Raw genomic sequence first — 21,792 nt, 5'->3', positions numbered from 1 at the left:
TGTGCTTCCAACACTTCCATGGTTTTTTCTTTTAAACCGATGGTGTTATTTAACGCTCTTCCGGTAGTGGTTTCTTCATTTTTTTCTGGTTTTTAGTTGATATTAATTGATTTAAACAGCGTGGTTAAGGCTGCTAATGGTATTATTTTACGGTTACCACCTTACCGTTGATATAAAATTTAATATTTGATGTTTCTTCGAGCATTTTAAGCACTTCAGAAATGTTATCGAAACGCGATACCGAACCCGTAAAAGCAGGCATTTGCTCGTAACGGACGTTCATTACAAACTGAACACCATACCACCGCGATAATTTCTGGATGATACTGGGTAAACCCTCGTTCTTAAACCGAAACTCGCCGTTTTTCCAATCAATAGCCAATGCCGGGTCTACCGCATTTACTTCAATCTTGTTGGCGTATAACATAGACTGCTCGCCCGGTGCAATTACTTTTTCGTCGCCTGCCCCTTTTACTTTTACCGAGCCTTCTAAAAGTGTTGTTTGGGTACCCACATTAACATCGTAACTGTTAATATTGAAGTGTGTTCCTAAAACTTCTACCTCCTGCTTTTTGCTTTTAACAATAAAAGGGTGGCTTCTATCTTTGCTCACTTCAAAATAAGCTTCTCCATCCAGTTCTACCTGCCTGTTTTTTCCATTAAAGTGACTTGGAAAACTGAATTTCGTTTCCGCATTCAGCCATACCAATGTACCATCGGGCAGGTTTACCTGATACTGGCCTCCTACCGGCGTGGTTATGCTGTTATTTTTTCCATCCCCGTTCGCAATTCCATTATCGATAACCGAAAAAACCAACAGGCCGTTTGCAGCCTTTTTAACGCTGAGGCCGTTTGCAGTGGCCAGTTCACCGGTTTTACTGTCGGTTAAATCTATCTTGCGGCCATCAGCAAGGGTTAAAATAGCACGGTTACCACCTGGGGCTACATCGTTGGCGTAGCGCTCCGAGCGGTCTTCAGTCCTGTTTTTTATCGCAAACAAGCCGCCAATCACGCATAAGGCCAGTACTGCAGCCGAAGCGGCAATGATCCAAAGGCGACGGGTGATTGTTTTAGGCCTTACAGTTACATTTTCACTTTCCGCTTTCCCTTTTAACCGTTCGGCATCGATCTTCTCTTTCAGTTTTGCACCGAAAGCTGCCTTTTGCGCATCATCGGCAGACCAGGTATTTTCCAATAGCTGCTGATCCACAAAAGAATCAACCAGATGGATTTCTTTAGCCGAGGCTGTTCCATCTAAATAATGCTGTATTAATTGTTTTGCCTGTTCGGTTTTCATAGGGTTTTGAAGCGCATTGAGCGTGCCTTACAAATGTATATTCCGAAAAACCTGTTTTGGTGGTAGATTTATTTTGAAAAAAATTTAAAAAGTGCTTTTATCACTTTAAAAGGTGTAGAAATATGGCCATCATGGTGGCCGAAAGTTTCCCGTTTAACGAATCTGCTATTATTTTAAGCGCATTGCTTACCTGTTTTTTAACCGTTCCTTCGGCAATATTGAGTTTTTCGGCTATTTCGCGGTATGACAATTGTTCATCGCGACTTAAAAGATAAACTTCCCGCATTTTTTTAGGCAATTTGGCAATGCCGAGGTCTATATTTTCCTGTAACTCTTTTAGCGAAATACTTTCTTCAATGTTCAGGCTGCTATCTACAGCCTGTTCTGTTATTTTATCTAAAAAATTATCGGTATGGATATTTCTTTCGATATACCTTAAACATAAATTGCGGGTACTGCGGATAAGATAAGCACCTAAAGTACTTTTAATGGCCAAGGTAGTCCTTCTGTTCCAGATCGATACAAAAATTTCCTGCACAATATCGGCTGCTTCCTCTTCCGATTTGGTTAACCTTACAGCGTATGATGCCATTTTTTCCCAATAGCGGTTATAAATTTCCGTAAATGCCTGCTCCTCTTCCTGGTTAATCAGCAAGATCAGTTCGAGGTCCGGTACGTGGCTTAGGAATGGCATAGTTTATAAAAACGAATATAGAAGAAAATATAAAATAATCGGGTGTAAATGATGTAATAACGTTGCCAGAACGGTTATAACCAGTTCAGCCTGTACCCGCGAAAGTTGCACAAACTATTTTTAATCTCATTTTAAGATGGTATCGTTATTTTTGCCTTATGCAAAAAATTGGCATAGCCGAAGATGATCCTAAAATTGCCGCACTGCTCCAATCTGCACTCGAAGAAAGCGGCTACGAAGTAATCACCGTAAATAATGGTAACGAGGGCCGCAACCTGTTTCTGCCGGGAGAATTCAACCTACTTATCCTCGACATCATGATGCCGGGCTTAAATGGCCTTCAACTCTGCAAATATATTCGCGAACAAGGCGATAACACCCCAATATTAATGCTTACCGCAATGGGTACTGTTGAAGACCGGGTAAACGGCCTCGATACCGGTGCCGACGATTATCTGGTTAAACCTTTTCACCTCAAAGAACTTTTAGCAAGGGTTACAGCCCTGTTGCGAAGACAGGCTAGCCCCACGATAAAAGCAGCAGAACAATTGTGTTTTGAAGATCTTTGTCTGGATATGCGGAGCAAAAGCGTAACCCGGAATGGCCAGCCGATAACATTGAGTGCTAAAGAATTTACACTGCTGGAGCTCTTTTTAAACAATCCAAACAGGCTTTTATCGAGGCAGTACATTGCCGAAAAAGTTTGGGATGTTCATTTTGAAACGGGCACCAATGTAATTGATGTGTACATTAATTTTTTGAGGAACAAGATTGAAAAGGGCTTTGGTCGTAAACTGATCCATACCAAAATTAACATGGGCTATATCCTTAAATAATGAAAATAAAAGACCGCATAGCACTTTACTTTACGTTAATCAGTACTACGATGCTGCTGGCTGTGCTCTGCGTAATTTATTTCACCTTTATGCGCTTTTTAAAAGCCGATTTTTTTGAGCGCCTTACCGACAGAACCATGGTTACCGCCAAGCTTTACCTCGAGGCCGACGAGATTAGCCGCGATGCTGTAAGCAAAGTACGTCACCAATACCTGCAGAAACTCAATAGTGAGGTCATCAGGATTTACGATAGAAAAGACAGGGCCACCTTTATTGGAGACTCGGCACAATACTGGACCAAACAAACCATTGAAAAAGTACGCAAACTTGGTAGGCTGCAATATACCGATGGCGAACGCCAGGTAGTAGGCATTTATTACCGCGATAACCAGGGCGATTTTGTAATTCTGGCTTCAGCCAACGATCAGGGTACGCATAACAGGCTTGCCAAACTGCTCAAAATCATGATTGTTGTTTTCCTGCTTATTTCGCTTATTCTTTTGTTGCTAAGCAGGTGGATTGCCGAAAAAATGCTGAAACCCTTAAACAGGTTTATGCAGGAGGTACAGCAAATTGGATCGGGAAATATGGAAGCCCGTGTAGCTGTATCCCAAAACAAAGACGAAATAAACCTCATTGCCCAGAGTTTTAATCATCTGATGGAAGAACTCGAACATGCCTTTATTTTACAGAAAACCTTTGTGGCCAATGCCTCACACGAGCTGAGAACCCCCATTACCCGGATGATGATGCGCGCCGAACTGGCGTTGGTGAAAGAAAGGACTGCCGCCGATTATCAGCAAGCCCTGGCCGAAACGGTAGAGGATGCCGAAAAAATGGACCACATCATTACCGGTTTGCTGGCTTTAGCCAAAATGGATCTCGATTTGATCAATTCGCAGCTTTCGCCTATCAACCTCGATCTTTTGCTCGACAAAATCAGCCGCGACTGGCAAAGCCAGAAACAACTTCGCTTTAGCGTACAACAAAATCCCGCCCGCCAAGGGCAAGCTTCGGTGCTGGCCAATGCTGTTTTACTGCAAATTGCCCTCGATAACGTAATTGCCAATGCCTTTAAATTTTCGCAGGGACAGGAAGTAAAAGCCCTGCTTAGCGATACCGGTGATGCCTGGCAAATTTACATCAGTGATAAAGGCCCCGGTATCCCCCTTGCACAGCAGGCAGAAATATTTAAACCATTTTACACCAGGGCAAAAGACATGGGTTTTGAAGGCGAAGGTATGGGCTTATACATGGCACAGAAAATCATCGGTCTTTTTAAGGGATCAATCGAAATCAGTCAACAAACAAGTGCCGGATGTACCTTTATCATCACCCTGCCCCGAATTAATCCCGTTTTAATTTCGATTTAATTCCGCTTTAATCCGGCAAAAATAGCTTTGCCGAATGAGAAGAATTTACTTATTGTTCCTTTCCTTTTGGCTATGGGGCATGCAGGCTGCATTTGCCCAAACCGATACTTTAAAACTAGAGCTGAAGCAGGCAGAGCAGCTGTTTTTAAATCGGAATTATGATTTAATTGCAGCTGGTTACGATATAGACCGTGCCCGGGCAGATGTAATTACCGCCCGCCTTTTTGATAACCCGGAGCTGGAATACGAAAATCTTTTTTACAACCACGAAACCAAAAAATTCTTACAAACCTCCTATCAATACGGGCAGTATGCTGCTTCCCTATCGCAACTGGTAAAACTGGCCGGTAAGCGCAATAAAAACATAAAACTGGCACAAGCAGGCACTAAACTGGCTGAACTGGAATATTTTGATTTACTGCGCAGCCTTAAATTTGAACTGCAGAGTACCTTCTATAAAAGCTATTTTGTAGCTTCATCGCTTACCTTGTACAGGGAGCAAATCCAGTCTACCCAACAGCTTTTAAAGGCTTACGAAATCCAGCTGAAAATGGGTAATGTGGCTGCTAAAGATGTAATCCGCATTAAATCATTACTGATTGGGCTTAAGGCAGAACTGGCTGACTTGCTAAATGAGCTCGAAGACAATTACAAAGACCTGAAGCTGCTTTGCGGCATCAATGCAGTTACACCGCTAGTACTCGTTTTAAATACCGAAGCCACTGAGAAACTGACGGCCGGACAGTTGCCATACAGCCAGCTGCTCGATTCGGCCCGGGTAAACCGCAGCGATTTAAAACTGGCCAAAAGCAGTTTGGAATATAACGAAGCTAACCTTAAACTGCAAAAGGCAATGGCCGTACCTGATGTAGAAATTTCGTTGAGCTACGACCTTAAAGGTAATTATCCTGAAAAATACACCGGTTTAGGCTTAAAAATCCCCATTCCCTTATTTAACCGCAACCAGGGCGAAATTAAAAAAGCCAGGGTTGGGATTGATGCCGCCAATGCTAACCTCAAAAAACAAGCCCTACAATTAGATAACGAAGTATTTAACGCATATCGCACCGCGTTGCGCAATGAAAAGCTTTACGAGGATATCGATCCGGCATTTAGCAACGACTTTAACCAGCTCATTTCCGGACTGATTAAAAACTTTAAAGCGCGGAATATCAGTTTAATCGAATTTCTGGATCTGTACGATGCTTACAAAACCAATACGCTCCAGCTTAACAAAGTGCAACTGGAAAGGATGAACTCGAGGGCCGAACTCAACTATGTAACCGGCACCAACATTTTTAAATAACGTAACCGATATGATGAACAAAAACCTGATAAGAGTAATCTTTTTTCCGCTTTTAGGCTTAAGTATGGCTTGTAACGAACATAAAACAGAAGCCCCGAAAGAAAAATTTACCATTACCGATTCCTTACTTCAACGCCTGCTGATTGATACCGTACAGCAAGCCAGTGGCAAAACCGAAATTATTTTCTCGGCCAAGATCAGTGCCAACGAAGAACGCCGGTCGGAGCTTTTTCCGATGGTAAGTGGTACAGTAAACCAGGTAAATGTAAGGCTGGGCGACCGGGTGAGCACCGGGCAATTACTGGCCCGGGTAAACAGTGCAGAAATGGCCGGCTTTGATAAAGAAGCAGTATCGGCCGGTGCCGAGATGCGCAGCGCAAACCGCGCTTTAAAACAGGCCGAACAACTTTACGCAAGTGGTTTGTCATCGGCAAAAGAGCTCGAAGATGCTAAAAACGAGTATCAGATTAAACAAGCCGAACTTAAAAGGGCAACTGCAGTGCTTAAACTTAATGGTGGCAATAAAAATGGTACTTACGCCATCAAATCACCTGTAAGTGGTTTTATCATCGAAAAAAACGTGACCGAAAACATGCAGCTGCGCGGCGATAACGACAAAAGTTTGTTCACCATTGCCGACCTGTCGAGCGTTTGGGCTATGATCAACATTTACGAATCAGACATTTCGCGCGTACAGCCCGGCAATGCGGTTAGCCTGTCTACCCTGGCCTACCCTGATCAGGTTTTTAACGGCCATATCGAAAAAATATACAACCTGGTTGATCAGGAAAGCAAGGTGATGAATGCACGGGTGGTAATTGCCAACCCAAACTTTTTGTTAAAACCGGGCATGCTCGGCACCGTTAAAGTTTCGGCCAGTTCGGGGGTAGACCTGCCAGTGGTGAACTCGCGCGCCGTTATTTTCGACGAGAACAAAAATTATGTGCTTTTGCTCGATGCCTCAAACAAAGTACATATCCGCGAAATAACCATCGGCCACAAAACTGCCGATAAAACGTACATTAAAAAGGGTATCAATGCCGGCGATCGTGTGGTTGCCTCGAAACAGGTTTTTCTTTTCGAAAGCCTTAAAGCGCAGTAAGATTTTTCACCCTTAAGCTTTTCCTCAATGAATAAACTCATTAAAAATATCATCGGCTTTGCCTTAAAGAACAAATATTTCGTCTTTTTTGCCACCTTTATCCTCATCCTTGCAGGTTATTTCAGCTTTAAGCATACCACTATCGATGCATTTCCTGATGTAACCAATACCAACATCACCATCATTACCCAATGGCCGGGTAGAAGTGCCGAAGAGGTAGAGAAATTTGTGAGCAGGCCGCTCGAAATTGCCATGAACCCAACCGAAAAGCGAACCAATATCCGCTCTTCTTCGCTCTTTGGTTTATCGATTGTTAAAGTCAGTTTTGAAGACGATGTAGATTACGCCGCAGCAAGAGTGCAGGTTAACAACCATTTGGATGAAGCCGATCTGCCCGAAGGTATTCAGCCCGAAGTACAGCCCCCTTACGGACCAACCGGCGAAATTTTCCGTTATACCCTTACCAGCGATAAAGCATCGGTACGCGAGCTCAAAACCCTGCAGGATTGGGTAGTTAAACGCGAACTGTTATCCGTGTCGGGTATAGCCGATGTGGTTAGTTTTGGTGGCGAAGTTAAAACCTATCAGATTACCGTCGACCCGCAAAAAGCCATTCAATATGGCGTGAGTGCCACAGAGCTTTTCGAGGCGGTTTCTAAGAGCAATATCAATGTGGGTGGCGATGTAATTGTACAAAGCGGACAAGCCTATGTAGTACGCGGTATCGGTGTGTTAAACAATATCGATGAGATTAGAAATGTGGTGGTTGATAACATAAATGGCACTCCTGTTTATGTAAAAACCATTGCCAGTGTAGCTGAATCGGCCTTACCTCGCCTGGGCCAGGTAGGTAGAGACCAGGATCCCGATGTGGTAGAAGGTATTGTAGTGATGCGCAAGGGCGGCAATCCGAGCGAAGTTATTGCCCGGCTAAAAGAAAAAATAAACGACATTAACCAGAACCTGCTGCCGGGAGATGTAAAAATCAAACCTTTTTACGATCGCGAAGACCTCGTTAACTATTCTGTGCATACCGTAATGGGCAATATGCTCGAAGGGATTTTATTTGTAACCCTGATCGTTTTCCTTTTCATGGCCGATTGGCGCACTACGCTCATTGTCTCCATCATTATTCCCCTGGCTTTGCTTTTTGCCTTTATCTGTCTAAAAATAAAGGGCATGCCCGCCAATTTACTCTCAATGGGTGCCATCGATTTCGGGATTATTATTGATGGCGCGGTTGTAATGGTCGAAGGCATTTTTGTAGCCCTCGATATGCGGGCGAAAAAGGTAGGCATGGCCCGGTTTAACAAAATGAGCAAGCTTGGTTTCATCAAAAAAGCCTGTATGGAAAATGGCAAGGGCATTCTCTTTGCCAAACTCATCATCATTACCGGATTGCTACCCATTTTTACTTTCGAAAAAGTAGAAGGTAAAATGTTCTCGCCCCTAGCCTGGACCCTCAGTTTTGCATTGCTTGGTGCGCTCATTTTAACCTTTACGCTGGTTCCGGCTATGGCCAGCCTGCTGTTAAAAAAGAATGTAAAAGAAAAGCACAATATCTTTTTAACCGGGATAACCAAAGCCACACTCAGGTTTTACGATGTGTGCTTTAACAAAAAACGTTTGGTATTTGCCATCTCCATCATGGTGCTTGTGCTCGGCGCTTTTAGCTTTAAGTTTCTGGGTACCGAATTTTTGCCCAGTCTGGATGAAGGTTCTATTTATGTAAGGGCAACCGGCCCGCTGAGTATTTCGCTCGATGAAACCAAAAAGCTCTCCAACGAGATGCGAAAGATTTTCTTAAGTTTTGAAGAAGTAAAACAGGTAATGTCGCAAACTGGCCGACCCAACGATGGTACCGATGCCACCGGCTTTTACAACATGGAGTTTCATGTAGATATTTACCCCAAAAAGGAATGGAAACGCAAGCAAACCAAAGAACAGCTTATTGAGCGCATGCAGGAGAAGTTGAAAAGTTTCCCGGGCATTAGCCTCAACTTCTCGCAACCCATTTCGGATAATGTGGAGGAAGCCGTTTCGGGGGTGAAAGGCAGTATAGTAGTGAAACTCTTTGGCGAAAATTTCGAATACATAGAAAAAGAGGAAGAAAAGATCGAAAAGATCCTGAAAACCGTTGATGGCATTGCCGATCTGGGTATTCTGCGCAACCTCGGTCAGCCAGAAATGCAAATCAATCTCGACCAGAAAAAAATGGCCCTTTACGGAGTAAGTACGGCCGATGCCAATGCCGTAATTGAAATGGCTATAGGGGGTAAAGCAGCCACACAGATTTTTGAAGGCGAAAGAAAATTCGATCTGGTAATCCGCTATCCCGAAGATTTCAGGAACGACGAAAGCTCGATCAGTAAATTGCGTATTCCTACCCTATCTGGTTCTAACGTACAACTCGGCGAAATTTCGAGCATCAGAAAAATTACCGGTCCCAGTATGATATACCGCGACAAACATAAACGCTATGGTGCCATTAAATTTTCGATCCGCGGCCGCGATATGGGCAGTGTAATTGCCGAAGCCCAGGCCAAAGTTAACGCACAGATTAAGTTGCCCAAAACCTATCAACTGGAATGGGCCGGCGATTTCGAAAACCAGCAAAGGGCGGTTTCGAGGCTATCGCAGGCGGTGCCCATCAGTTTATTGCTCATCTTTTTTATCCTCTTTGTACTCTTTGGCAACATTAAAGATGCCTTGCTGGTGCTAAACAATGTACCTTTTGCCATGATAGGCGGCATACTGGCGCTCCTGGCTGCAGGTGTAAACTTTAACATCTCGGCAGGTATTGGTTTTATCGCCCTGTTTGGTATTTGTGTACAGAATGGGGTAATATTGATTACCAAATTTAAAAGCAACATTACCGAATTAAAACACCACAGCAGCTGGACCTTTAGCGATGCCATGCGGGATGGTGTAGCCAGCAGGTTTAGGCCGGTATTAATGACCGCACTGATGGCTGCAATTGGTTTAATGCCGGCAGCACTTTCTACCGGAATCGGATCGGAAGCTTCGAAACCTTTGGCTATTGTGGTTATCGGCGGACTGATTACCAACACGCTGTTTAACCTTTTTGTATATCCCATCGTATTTTACTGGGCCTATCAAAAGAAAGCCAAAGCAGAATTATCGGCAATTTCAAATTAAGGACGATTAAATAGTTTAAAAACAACGGCCTGGATGAATATTCAACCAGGCCGAAACTAAAACTTTAATCAATTATTGTCCAAAAAATTCCTACATCACATAAAATTTTTTGAAACACCTATAGCATTTATACCGTTATAAACGGCAATATCGTTTTAAATAAAAACCCAAGTGGCACCCTGTCTGGCTCACACTTTGGGCATTTTGGGCAAGTTTTTGCACCTGGCATCATCGGGGACTTGACATTCATATATTAAAATAAGGAATATCTGGTTGGTAAAACTAATTTATTGCTACCTAAGTATATAGAATTAAAGCTATCAAAAAACTATTCTCGTTTGCTGTTTTTCTGATTGTCTGATTTAGTCAGGCCATCACTTTCACACACTTTATTGTTTTAATTTCTAAAAAACTATGAATAATTCTTTAAGTGAATGAATATTTATTTATTTTTGAAGCCTCATGAGATTAAGAGATACAGAAAAAGTATTGCTGGTAAAGCAAAAGGCTATCGAACTGATTGTAAAAGATGGTTTAGAAGGTTTTAGCATGAATAAGCTGGCCAAAGCCTGTCAGATTTCGGTTGCTACGCTATACATTTATTATAAAGACCGCGACGATCTGATTGTTAAAATCACCATCGAAGAACTCGAATCGATGACGCAAGGGATTATGAAAGATTTTAGTCCGGAAATGTCTTTCGAACAGGGGCTTCACAAACAATGGGAAAACCGGTATGCATTTGCTAAAGAAAAACCACAGATGAATTTGTTTTTTGATCAGTTACGCAGCTCGAGTTACCAGCCAACACTCCTTTCTGATGCCATCAGCGAGTTTAAAATGACAATGGGCACGTTTATGACCAATGCCATTCAACGTGGCGAGATTGAAAAGATGCCCCTCGATGTCTACTGGTCTATCGCCTTTGCGCCCTTGTACAACCTTATCCGCCTCGATCAGGAAGGTAAAAGTTTAGACGGTACGTCTTTTAAGGTAACCGATACAGTTTTTTGGCAAACCTTTGATCTCGTGGTAAAAGCACTTAAAAAATAAGATTATGGACCCTGAAAATTTCGATCACATCCTGTTGTTCAAAACCAATATCACCTTAGAAATGGCAAATCCATCGCTATGCACTTTATTGAACAACAATCCGGGCATCAACTCTTGGACCGTAGACCACGAAGATATAGACCGTGTGCTCCGCGTGATATCCTATACCCTCTCGCATGCCGAGATTATTCATTTACTTACCAGCCACGGCTACGAATGCTGTGAGCTTACCTAAACAATATGGAAAATACACCGAAGGCAGCCTTTAGCGGCTACCAGAAACTTGTTATATTTTTACTGGCCATAACCCAATTTACAGTGATACTGGATTTTATGGTTATGTCTCCCCTTGGCGATATCCTAATGAAATCGCTGAACCTTAAACCCGCTAATTTCGGTATTGCGGTTTCGGCCTATGCTTTTAGTGCCGGTATTTCGGGTTTGCTTACCGCAGGTTTTGCCGATAAATTTGACCGCAAAAAACTCCTGCTGTTTTTCTACACCGGTTTTATTTTGGGCACCATTTTCTGCGGACTTGCCCACACTTATGCCCTTTTGGTGGCAGCACGTATCATTACCGGTCTATTTGGTGGCGTTATCGGCTCTATATCCATGGCGATTATAACCGATATCTTTTCTCTACAGCAGCGCGGGCGCGTGATGGGTTTTATACAGATTGGTTTCGGTGCCAGTCAGGTGTTAGGCATCCCAATTGGCCTTTACCTGGCCGATGCATGGGGCTGGGAAGCACCGTTCTGGATGATAGCTGCGTTAAGTGTTGGCATTGCGCTACTTATTGCGGCTAAACTGCGCCCGTTAACGCAACATTTATTGGTGCAAACGGATAAATCGGCCATTAAACATTTACTGCATACTGTTGCCAAAGCCGATTATCGTGTTGGTTTTACAGCCACTGCCCTGCTCTCTATTGGCGGTTTTATGATGATGCCCTTCGGCAGTGCATTTGCAGTAAACAACCTCAAACTTACTCCGCAACAACTACCCTTATTATTTATGGTATCGGGCATTTGTGCTTTAATTATCATGCCAGTGGTTGGAAAATTAAGCGACAGGATAGATAAGTTTAAAATATTTGCAGCGGCATCGATATGGATGATGATCATGTGCGTGGTTTATACCAACCTTGGTCCTACGCCATTCTACCTGGTTATATTTTACAACGTGTTGATGATGATGGGCGTAATGAGCCGCATGATTCCTTCTTCGGCTTTAACCAGTGCAATACCCGATATGGCTGATCGTGGTGCTTTTATGAGCATAAATTCTTCCTTGCAACAAATTGCCGGAGGAGTGGCAGCCGGTGTAGCTGGTCTGATTGTAACACAACCGGCCAAAGGTGCCCCCTTGCAAAACTATAATGTTGTGGGCTATCTCATTGTCATCATTTCCATCATCGGCATTCTTTTAATGTCGAGGGTGAGTAACCTGGCCAAAAGAAAAGCCAAAACAAACACCACAATTCCGGCCGATGAGCCCGTGTTGCACGAAATAGCCTAAAAAGGAAAAAAATGCAAATACTGTAACGATTTTAAACTATGTTGAATTGATCTGATACAAGTATTTGCATTTTTTGGTATATTTAATATCTTTTTCTCGCTCTGATATGATGAGTACCATAATAAGCGTTGAATAGATAATGGAAAACAAATATGCAGTTACTTTAAGCTTACTTGTTCCTATCGGACTCCATACTTATGGATCATTTTTACTGGGAACAGACCGCAGGGAAGCCAAGAATATTTTTGGCATGCTCAAAGGAAAAACTGAACCTATACAGGGCTGCTGCATCCAAATGGAGCTTTGCGAAGAAATTAGCGGAATTACCATCTCCATAGCCGTATTGCATTGCTGCAGCGAAAACCTAAAAGAAAATATAGCGGTAATTTCGAGGGAAGTTTTCAGGATCTCACAGCTGGAACGCGGGCATAGTTAATCCGTTTAGCAGGAATCTGCAAAGCACACAACAAACCATTCTTAACCTGATAAGGGTAAAATAATACGATACGGGATAGCCAATAAATATACTAAGCCAGTTTTGCTTCGTATATACCCCGTGCAATGCCTATTGCATTTCTGAAATTATTGCGGCAGCGCAAAAGATAATCCAGGTCTTCAATATCATCTGATAAAGTTTGCTGAACCGCTGTATCTGTAACCGCTGTGGTGCCACTAAAGATTACGATCTCCAAATCTCGATCAGGAAGATCACCAGCGCTCGCTAAATTTGGGTAGTTTTCCATGTCCTCTTAAAATTATACTAATTTACCGAATTGATTCCAGTTATAGGTAACCTCAATATTAAATTTCGGTAAGCAACAAACTATTTACATTTAACATTTCGCTAAACCTCCCTTACCCTTTTTTATTCTGTTACATTCCGGATGCTCCTTTTTTGCAACGCAATTCTTTTTTATTATTTTTAATCCTATAACGAAACCTAAATGAAAAGAAAATTATTAGTTTTTTGTAGCAGCCTAATCTTTTTTACTACAGCAGGTTATGCGCAACAGGTTATCACAGGTGCCGATCGCGATAAGCACGGCTGTATTGGTTCAGCCGGCTACACCTACTCTATACTTAAAAAAGATTGTATCAGGGTTTTCGAACAAAAAATCAAATTACACCAGGTCGATTCGGCTGCCAGTTACAAAGCTATTGCGGCGGTTATTTTTAGTGCCGATAATACCAAAGCAGAAGTTTTTCTGGCCAGTTATCCCGAAAGCCAGATTTTAATCAGAACCCGCAAAAAGGGAAAATACGTTTGGAAAAAGGGGAAACTAGAACTGAGCAACCAAAATGGCTATCGACTTAAAGAAGCGAAAAAGCTGATTTACACGTCATAACCCAAACGGAAAATTTAAAAAATACGGTTTGTAACACACTTGATAGTGCAATAGCAGATAAATTTAAACCAGTGTGCCTATATTTGCACCGTGAATAAAATCTGTTTGATTTTCCTATTGCCGGTAATCATGCTTAATGCCTCATTCTGTGAGTTGCTTAAGGTGCCTCAACTGGTTTCACATTTTATTAAGCACAATCAGCTAAATGCCGATATCGGTATCGTTACCTTTATTAAAATGCACTACCTTGGTCAGGATATTAACGATAACGACCAGGAGGAAGACATGAAACTCCCTTTCAAAAAAATTGACGGGCACCACATGTTCTCGCTGGGCGTACCACAAGGCAAAACCAGGCTTATTGCGGCAGCTTCAAAAAAAATATCGTCCAAACAGGTATTCGGCTATCAATTATTTATTCCAGGTCCTTATACCACCAGCCTGTTAAGGCCACCTACCGCATAATATCCCTTTAAATATTATTGTTTATTCTTTTTGGTTGCAGTTTTTGCTGCGACTGAATTTTCTTGTCGATCCTTTTTAAATAAGATATTATGTTAAATAAGATTATTGGCTTTTCCATCAGGAATAAGCTGATTGTTGCTTTGTTTGTATTCGCGCTTATTGGCTGGGGTACTTACGAAGTAACCAAACTACCTATTGATGCCTTGCCCGATATTACCGATAACCAGGTGCAGGTAATCACTGTTTCTCCCTCATTAGGCGCACCTGATATTGAACGGTTAATTACCTTCCCTATAGAACAGGCCTGTAGCAGCATTTCGGGGATGAAACAAATCAGAAGTTTTTCGCGGTTTGGACTTTCTCTGGTGACCATTGTTTTTAACGAAGAAACCGATGTGTACTGGGCGCGGCAGCAAATTGCCGAACGCCTGCAACAAGTGCAGCAGGAAATTCCTGAAGGGATTGGCGCACCGCAAATGGCTCCCGTTTCGACCGGTTTGGGCGAAATTTATCAATACGTAGTACGCCCGAAAAAAGGCTACGAAGGCAAGTACGACGAGCAGGCGCTACGCACCATGCAAGATTGGATTGTACGCCGGCAGCTATTGGGTACACCTGGCGTGGCAGAAGTATCGAGTTTTGGCGGTAAGCTTAAACAGTACGAAATAGCCGTAAAACAGGATCAGCTTAAATCATTTGGCTTAACCATTTCTGATATTTTCGATGCGCTGGAAAAGAACAACGAAAACACAGGCGGTGCCTACATAGAGAAAGGGCCAACCGTGCTTTATATCCGGAGTGAAGGTTTAACTACAAGTCCAGAAGACATTAAAAAAATTGTGGTGAAAACGCTCAGCAATGGCATGCCGGTATTGATGGGCCATGTGGCCGATGTGCGTTATGGCTCGGCCATCCGCTATGGTGCCATGACTTATAACGACCAGGGCGAAGTAGCCGGTGCTGTTGTAATGATGCTCAAGGGCGAAAACTCATCAGTTGTGGTGAAGCGGGTAAAAGATAAAATAGCCAAAATACAGGATATGCTACCCGAAGGCGTAGTGATAGAGCCCTTTCTCGATCGTACCAAAATGGTTGATAACGCCATTAGTACGGTTGAAACCAATTTAATGGAAGGCGCGCTGATTGTAATCTTTGTACTGGTGTTTTTTCTGGGTAACCTGCGTGCCGGCTTAATTGTATCGTCGGTTATTCCGCTCTCTATGTTATTCGCTATTATTTTAATGAATAAATTCGGGGTTGGTGGTAATTTAATGTCGCTGGGAGCTATTGATTTCGGTCTGATTGTAGATGGTTCTGTTATTGTTGTTGAAGCGATTTTACACCGCTTTTCGCACTCCAAAAAATTCAGGAACCTAAGCCAGATCAATCAGGGGCAAATGGATGAGGAAGTAGAAAAATCGTCGGGTTCGATGATTAAATCTGCGGTTTTCAGTCAGATTATCATTCTGATTGTTTACCTCCCTATCCTTTCGCTCGAAGGTATTGAAGGAAAAATGTTTAAGCCAATGGCCTTTACCATTGCTTTTGCCATTCTGGGTGCTTTTATCCTTTCTATCACCTATGTGCCCATGATGTCGGCCCTGTTTCTGAACAAGAAACTCTCGCATAAGAAAACCATTACCGACAGGTTTGTAATCTGGTTAGAACGCCGGTACCAACCTTTGTTAAACCGGGTGTTGCAGTTTCCGAAATCAATTTTAGCGGCAACGCTTTCGCTTTTTGCCATTGCTGTTTTCGTAATGGGTACTTTGGGTGGCGAATTTATTCCGCAACTGGAAGAAGGCGATTTTGCAGTAGAAACACGTCTGCTAACCGGCAGCAACCTGAACAACACTATCGAAACCACACAGAAAGCATCTAAAATCCTGTTGGATAGCTTTCCGGAGGTGCAAAAAATTGTAACCAAAATTGGTAGCGCCGAAATTCCAACCGATCCGATGCCCTTTGAAGCAGGCGATATGATGGTGATTTTAAAGCCGAAAAAAGAATGGGTTTCGGCCACTTCTTTTCCCGAACTGAGCGCTAAAATGACCAAAGCGGTCGAAGTTATCCCGGGGATTACCGTGGGTTTCCAGTTTCCTGTGCAAATGCGTTTTAATGAGCTGATGACGGGTGCCAGGCAGGATGTAGTTTGTAAGATTTTTGGCGAAGACCTCGACTCGCTGGCCAATTATGCTAAAAAACTAGGTGCCATTATCGGCACGGTAAAAGGTGCAATTAATGTGTATGAAGAGCAGGTTACGGGAATGCCACAAGTGGTAATTAGCTATAACCGGGATGGAATGGCCAAATACGGGCTCAACGTTGCCGATATTAACCGTGTGGTAAATACAGCTTTTGCCGGGCAGGTAGCCGGACAGGTTTACGAAGGCGAAAAACGTTTTGACATGGTGGTAAGGCTATCGGAAGATGCCCGCAAAAACATTAAAAACGTGCAGGATTTGATGATTTCTACCGCAACCGGAAACCAGATTCCATTGAGTATGGTGGCCAACATCAGCGAAGTGGAAGGTGTAAACCAGATTCAGCGTGAAGATACCCGCCGCAGGATTATTGTAGGCTTTAACGTAAAAGACCGCGATGTACAATCGATAGTGGAAGAACTGCAGCAAAAGGCAGGTAAGAATCTTCAACTGGCCAAGGGTTATACCATTTCTTATGGAGGATCTTTCGAAAACATGACTGCGGCAAAATCGCGTTTAGCCATCGTAGTTCCCATCGCCCTGCTCCTCATTTTCCTGCTGCTTTATTTTGCTTTCAGTTCGGTAAAACAGGGCTTGCTTATTTACACAGCTATTCCCCTATCAGCCATTGGCGGCATATTTGCCTTGTGGATGCGCGATTTACCTTTCAGCATTTCGGCTGGCGTTGGTTTTATTGCACTGTTTGGTGTGGCAGTTTTAAACGGGATATTACTCGTTTCGGAATTTAACCGTTTAAAAAAAGAAGGCTGGACGGATGTAAAACGCATTGTGATCCATGCTACCAAATCAAAACTCCGTGCTGTTTTAATGACCGCACTGGTGCCTTCGCTGGGCTTTATCCCGATGGCCATAAGTACAGGTGCCGGTGGTGCCGTGCAAAAACCGCTGGCAACTGTAGTAATTGGCGGTTTAATCTTTTCTACCTTATTAACCCTTTTTGTATTGCCCATGCTTTATATCCTTTTCGAAAAAGGTTTCGGTTATTTTAAACCGAAAAAACCGATAGCCATGCTTATTTTGGTTTTCAGCTTTGCTGCAACCGGAGCCAGCGCCCAGCAAAAAATAACTTTACAGGCTGCGCTCGATACGGCAGTTAAAAACAGTTATACCCTTCAATTGGCTCGAACAGACGTAAACTATAACAAAGCGATTGGCAAAACCAGCTTCGATTTGCCTAAAACGGACGTAAACTACGAATATGGCAAATTTAACAGCCTGGCCAACGACAATAAAATTTCGGTAAGTCAGGGGCTGGAGTTTCCTACTGTTTATGCCAAACAATCGGCTGTTTATAAAACCGCTGTTCGCATTAGCGAAATACAATTACAGGGTAAGGAAATCGATCTCAGCTATCAGGTAAAAGCAAGCTATTTCGGTTTGTTAATCCTGGCCGAAAAGCGCAATCTATTGCTTAAAGCCGATAGCGTTTATGCTGCATTTTTAGAAAAATCGAAGCAACGTTTTAAATCGGGCGATGTGGATGTTTTAGAGCTCCGCACAGCAGAAAACCAAAAACAACAAATTGCGAACCAGTTACAGTTTCTGGAAACCGATTATACCCTGGCCTTAAACCGCTTCAACCTGCTGTTGAATAGCGGCAATCGCCTGGTTCCTGACGGTACGGCTGTTTACCAGTCTGCTACTTCATTACTTGAAGGTACTGCAAACCACCCGGTTTTGAAGCAAAAGGCAGCAGAAATTGCACTGGCTATTAATCAGAAATCACTGGAAAGAAGCAAGTTACTACCTAATATCAATTTCGGTTATAACAATTCGAGTATCATTGGCTGGCAAACCAGTGCCTTAGGTACCGACCAGTATTTCGATAAATCCAAACGATTTTCATCGGTTAATGTGGGTTTAGGCATTCCCCTGTTTTTTGGCGCGCAACAATCGCGGATAAAAGCTGCAGGTTTAGCCACTGCACAAAAACAAACCGAACTGGAGCAAACCAAAAAGGAACTGAATACGGCTTACGAAAATGCTTTGCAAAGTTATAGTCAGCACAGCAAACTGGTTAAAAATTACCAGCAAACCTTGCTGCCAAATGCCGACGATATCATCAATACTTCAACCCTAAAGCTCAATGCCGGCGAAATCGGCTATCTGGACTGGGTAATCCTGATTAACCAGTCGGTACAACTCAAAAGCGAGTATTTTGATCAGGTAGAACGATACAACGAATCACTTTTCGAAATAGAAAGATTAAAGGGAATTAAATAAACAGCAAAAATGAAAATCAATCAAAATATTATAATCCTGGCCATTGTTTCGGTTTTTTGCCTGGCCTGTGGGGCTAAAAAGCAGGAAGCTGAAGAAAGTCCTGTTAAGCAAGAAAATGCAGTTGCAACAGATCAGGTGAGCTTAACCGACGCGCAACTAAAAAATGCGGGTATTGTTATCGGTAGCCCCGAAACAAAAAGCATGTACAAAACCCTGAATGTAAACGGTGTGGTAGATGTACCACCCGAAAACATTTATTCGGTAAGTGTGCCTATGGGTGGATACATTTCTAAAATGAACCTCATTCCGGGGATGCTGGTTAAGAAAGGAAGTGTGCTCGCCAGTGTAGAAGATCAGCAATATATCCAGCTGCAGCAGGATTTCCTGACTGCTAAAAACCGTTTAAAAGTTTCGGAAGCCGATTATGTGCGCCAAAAAATGTTAAACCACACCAAGGCCACCAGCGATAAAATTTTCCAGCAAACCGAAAGCGAGTTCAACAACCAAAAGGTATTGGTAAGTGCTTTGGCCGAAAAGTTACGCTTAATCGGGTTAAACCCAGCAAAATTAAGCGAAAGCAACATTTCGAAAACCATCCGCATTTATGCACCAATAAGCGGTTACCTTTCAAAAGTAAATGTAAATACCGGTAAGTATGTAAATGCTACCGATGTGCTTTTCGAACTGATTAACCCCAGTGCATTACATGTAAGTTTAACAGTTTTTGAGCAGGACGCAGCAAGCCTGAAAATCGGTCAAAAAATTGTGTGTACCACCAGTAATAATCCCGATAAAAAATACTTTGCTACGATCCATCTCATTACGCCGAATATTGAGAACGACAGGAGCACCAGCGTACATTGCGATTTGGAAAACTTTGATCAAAACCTGTTGCCGGGTACCTTTTTAAATGCAGCTATCCAGTTAAACGGAGCCAATGTACAGGCCGTACCCGATGATGCCATTGTGAAGTGGGAAAACCAGTATTATGTTTTTGCCGAAACAGCAAAAGGCCGGTTTAAAATGGTTGGCGTAGAAACAGGTGCTACTTTAGCAGGTTTCACTGCGATAAAAACAAAGTCGGCGCTTCAAAATATCGTAGTTAAAAATGCCTACGCCGTTTTAATGAAACTTAAAAACAGCGGCGAAGAAGGCTAAGCCACCACGTAATTTTAAAATAGCTCATCTGTATTTCAGGGAGTCAGAAAAAAAACTGACTCCCTTTTTCGTTGAGAAAAATCAATGCAGGTGATAAAAAGAAACCATCGTCACACCAAAAAATGACCTGGGTCACTTTTTGAAACAGGCAGGTTGCGTTATTTTGTTTTTAAAATAAACTATGCCGCACACCTTCCACATACCCGTTCTTGGCCTCGCCTACTCGGTTGATACGCCCTTAAAAGTTGCCCAATTTGGCATTTCATCTGTTGTTTCTATTGTTGATGATGAACTTTGCGAACGGATGCGTAAATACCACTCCGAATTAAATCAGCTACCTTACATTCAGATAGATAAAACGGTAAACGATAGCCGCGCAAAGCGGATTACGGCTTACCTCAATTTACTAAAACAACTGGTTCATAGTCAGATTGCCAACATCAAAAAACAAGCTTTTGAAGCTGGTTCAGGCATAAGCCGTTATTTTGAGTTACAGTGCGAAAGCAGCCCGCTCAGAAAAGCCTACAACGAGATGCTCGAAATGCCTGCCGGCAGTAAAAGAGCTGAACGCGAAAACCAATTGCGGGAAGCTGTTGAGGCGGGTAGCATTGATGTAAACATTATGGCTAAGGTTGATAAAGTAAATTTTATTGACGATATCGATTTGGGTAATGAAAATACAGATGCATTGGCGGCCTTAAGGGGCTTTGCCAACAGTAAGCTGCAATCGGCAATGGTTATTTCGGCCGGACTTAACCCGCGCTTGTTCAGTTACCTCGAAAACTTTATTGATTTTTATCCCAATGAGACCGGTCATTTCAACAAAAAAATCATTTTAAAAGTAAGCGATTACCGTTCGGCTATGGTTCAGGCTAAAATGCTGGCCAAAAAAGGCTTATGGGTATCAGAGTTCCGGATCGAATCGGGTTTAAATTGTGGCGGACATGCTTTTGCTACCGAAGGCTTTTTACTAGGCCCCATTTTGCACGAATTTAAAGAAAACCGTATTGCATTAAGTGAAGAGCTTTGGACGATTTACACGGCTGCCTTACAACAGAAAAACATATATCTTGCGGCTAAACCCATCCAAAAAATAACTGCACAGGGCGGAATTGGTACCGCTGCAGAGCATAATCATTTATTACAAGCCTATGGCCTGGATGCTGCCGGCTGGGGAAGTCCGTTTTTACTTGTAGAAGAAGCCACCAATGTAGATAGCGAAACCTTAAAAAACCTGGCCGAAGCAACTGTGAGCGATTTTTATTTAAGCAATGCTTCGCCGCTTGGTGTTCCGTTCAATAATTTCAGAAAAAGTACTGCCGAGCAGGAAAGGCTCCACCGAATTGCCAAAAGCAGGCCGGGAAGTCCCTGCACCAAAAAATACCTTTGCACCAACACCGAATTTACCGATCAGCCCATTTGCACCGCTTCGAGGCAGTACCAGCACTTAAAAATAAGGGAATTAAAAGCTTTTGCTACCTCGCCCGAAGAGCTGAAAAAACAGATTGATGCTGTAACCGAAAAGACCTGCCTGTGCGAAGGGCTTTGTGCTTCGGTTTACCTCAAAGACGATATCCTAAAGCCAAAAGAAAGCAAGGCAGTAAGCATTTGTCCGGGGCCAAACCTTGCCTATTTTTCTAAAAAATACAGTTTAAAGGAAATGGTCGATCATATTTATGGTAAGGTAAACTTGCTCGAAGGCGTAAATCGTCCCAATTTATTTGTAAAAGAACTTGGCCTTTATATCGATTATTTTAAAAAAGAACTGCAGCATTTTAACGACGACTTCAAGACAAACGTACAGAACCTGCGCCAGAAGAAACAGGTTTACCTCAACAAATTCTATAATCAGTTATTAAACGGTGTTGAGTTTTACCGCGCCAGTTTCCAGCAAGCAGATACCGATTTAAGGGTTTGGGGCGAAGAACAGGTGGCACTTTTTGAAAAAGCGGTAACGAATATCCACAGCATAAATACACAATCGCTAAATTTGAGTGCAAAAGTTTAGGCCAAAATCCTGCCTAAATGATTAATATT

General features: G+C 42.7%; 17 protein-coding genes. 14 read left to right on the top strand and 3 right to left on the bottom strand.

Features of this window, described 5'->3' with window-relative positions:
* Positions 1-142 precede the first annotated feature (142 nt).
* Complete coding sequence (locus HWV58_RS18840) at positions 143-1,297, bottom strand: FecR family protein (protein ID WP_175635572.1); 1,155 nt, start codon at positions 1,295-1,297, stop codon at positions 143-145.
* A 100-nt stretch (positions 1,298-1,397) separates the two neighbouring features.
* Positions 1,398-1,991, bottom strand: a complete 594-nt coding sequence (locus HWV58_RS18835) for an RNA polymerase sigma factor (protein WP_175635571.1) — start codon at positions 1,989-1,991, stop codon at positions 1,398-1,400.
* Between the two features lie 158 nt (positions 1,992-2,149).
* On the opposite strand from HWV58_RS18835, the gene HWV58_RS18830 reads away from it, so the two are divergent.
* From HWV58_RS18830 to HWV58_RS18790, 9 genes are all read left to right on the top strand, one after another.
* The gene (locus tag HWV58_RS18830) at positions 2,150-2,827 is read left to right on the top strand and encodes a response regulator transcription factor (RefSeq protein WP_175635570.1); all 678 of its coding nucleotides are present in this window, start codon (positions 2,150-2,152) and stop codon (positions 2,825-2,827) included.
* Positions 2,827-4,200, top strand: a complete 1,374-nt coding sequence (locus HWV58_RS18825; RefSeq protein ID WP_175635569.1) for a sensor histidine kinase — start codon at positions 2,827-2,829, stop codon at positions 4,198-4,200. The genes HWV58_RS18830 and HWV58_RS18825 overlap by 1 nt, the downstream gene beginning before the upstream one ends.
* A 34-nt stretch (positions 4,201-4,234) precedes the next feature.
* Complete coding sequence (locus tag HWV58_RS18820; protein ID WP_175635568.1) at positions 4,235-5,506, top strand: TolC family protein; 1,272 nt, start codon at positions 4,235-4,237, stop codon at positions 5,504-5,506.
* Between the two features lie 10 nt (positions 5,507-5,516).
* Entirely contained in the window at positions 5,517-6,608 is a 1,092-nt protein-coding gene (locus HWV58_RS18815; protein WP_175635567.1) for an efflux RND transporter periplasmic adaptor subunit, read from the top strand.
* Positions 6,609-6,635: 27 nt separating this feature from the next.
* Positions 6,636-9,767 (top strand): efflux RND transporter permease subunit, encoded by a 3,132-nt coding sequence (locus HWV58_RS18810; RefSeq protein ID WP_175635566.1) that lies wholly within the window; start codon positions 6,636-6,638, stop codon positions 9,765-9,767.
* 462 nt (positions 9,768-10,229) lie between these two features.
* Positions 10,230-10,820, top strand: coding sequence for a TetR/AcrR family transcriptional regulator (locus tag HWV58_RS18805; RefSeq protein ID WP_175635565.1), 591 nt, complete (start codon positions 10,230-10,232; stop codon positions 10,818-10,820).
* A 4-nt stretch (positions 10,821-10,824) separates the two neighbouring features.
* Positions 10,825-11,055 carry a hypothetical protein gene (locus HWV58_RS18800; RefSeq protein WP_175635564.1) on the top strand — a complete coding sequence of 77 codons (231 nt, stop codon included), beginning with the start codon at positions 10,825-10,827 and terminating at the stop codon, positions 11,053-11,055.
* Positions 11,056-11,060: 5 nt separating this feature from the next.
* On the top strand, positions 11,061-12,338 hold the full coding sequence (locus tag HWV58_RS18795; RefSeq protein ID WP_175635563.1) for an MFS transporter: 1,278 nt from the start codon (positions 11,061-11,063) through the stop codon (positions 12,336-12,338).
* A 139-nt stretch (positions 12,339-12,477) separates the two neighbouring features.
* Positions 12,478-12,774 (top strand): hypothetical protein, encoded by a 297-nt coding sequence (locus tag HWV58_RS18790; RefSeq protein ID WP_175635562.1) that lies wholly within the window; start codon positions 12,478-12,480, stop codon positions 12,772-12,774.
* 91 nt (positions 12,775-12,865) lie between these two features.
* Here the strand turns inward: HWV58_RS18790 and HWV58_RS18785 are convergent, their stop codons facing one another.
* On the bottom strand, positions 12,866-13,081 hold the full coding sequence (locus tag HWV58_RS18785) for a hypothetical protein (RefSeq protein WP_175635561.1): 216 nt from the start codon (positions 13,079-13,081) through the stop codon (positions 12,866-12,868).
* A gap of 201 nt (positions 13,082-13,282) precedes the next feature.
* Here HWV58_RS18785 and HWV58_RS18780 point away from each other — a divergent pair, with 201 nt between their 5' ends.
* The 5 genes from HWV58_RS18780 (at position 13,283) to HWV58_RS18760 (ending at position 21,763) form a co-directional block, all read left to right on the top strand.
* On the top strand, positions 13,283-13,684 hold the full coding sequence (locus tag HWV58_RS18780; RefSeq protein ID WP_175635560.1) for a hypothetical protein: 402 nt from the start codon (positions 13,283-13,285) through the stop codon (positions 13,682-13,684).
* 90 nt (positions 13,685-13,774) lie between these two features.
* A complete protein-coding gene (locus tag HWV58_RS18775) occupies positions 13,775-14,149 on the top strand; it encodes a hypothetical protein (RefSeq protein WP_175635559.1) in 375 nt (124 codons plus the stop codon).
* A gap of 89 nt (positions 14,150-14,238) precedes the next feature.
* Positions 14,239-18,597, top strand: a complete 4,359-nt coding sequence (locus tag HWV58_RS18770) for a CusA/CzcA family heavy metal efflux RND transporter (RefSeq protein WP_175635558.1) — start codon at positions 14,239-14,241, stop codon at positions 18,595-18,597.
* A gap of 9 nt (positions 18,598-18,606) precedes the next feature.
* On the top strand, positions 18,607-19,755 hold the full coding sequence (locus HWV58_RS18765; RefSeq protein ID WP_175635557.1) for an efflux RND transporter periplasmic adaptor subunit: 1,149 nt from the start codon (positions 18,607-18,609) through the stop codon (positions 19,753-19,755).
* Positions 19,756-19,936: 181 nt separating this feature from the next.
* Positions 19,937-21,763 carry a hypothetical protein gene (locus tag HWV58_RS18760; protein ID WP_175635556.1) on the top strand — a complete coding sequence of 609 codons (1,827 nt, stop codon included), beginning with the start codon at positions 19,937-19,939 and terminating at the stop codon, positions 21,761-21,763.
* The last annotated feature ends 29 nt before the right edge of the window (positions 21,764-21,792 follow it).

The organism is Pedobacter ghigonis, assembly GCF_903166585.1.
Taxonomy (GTDB): Bacteria; Bacteroidota; Bacteroidia; order Sphingobacteriales; family Sphingobacteriaceae; genus Pedobacter; species Pedobacter ghigonis.
The sequence above is the reverse complement of the archived record's forward strand: the minus strand, read 5'-3'. Positions and strand labels throughout refer to the sequence as shown.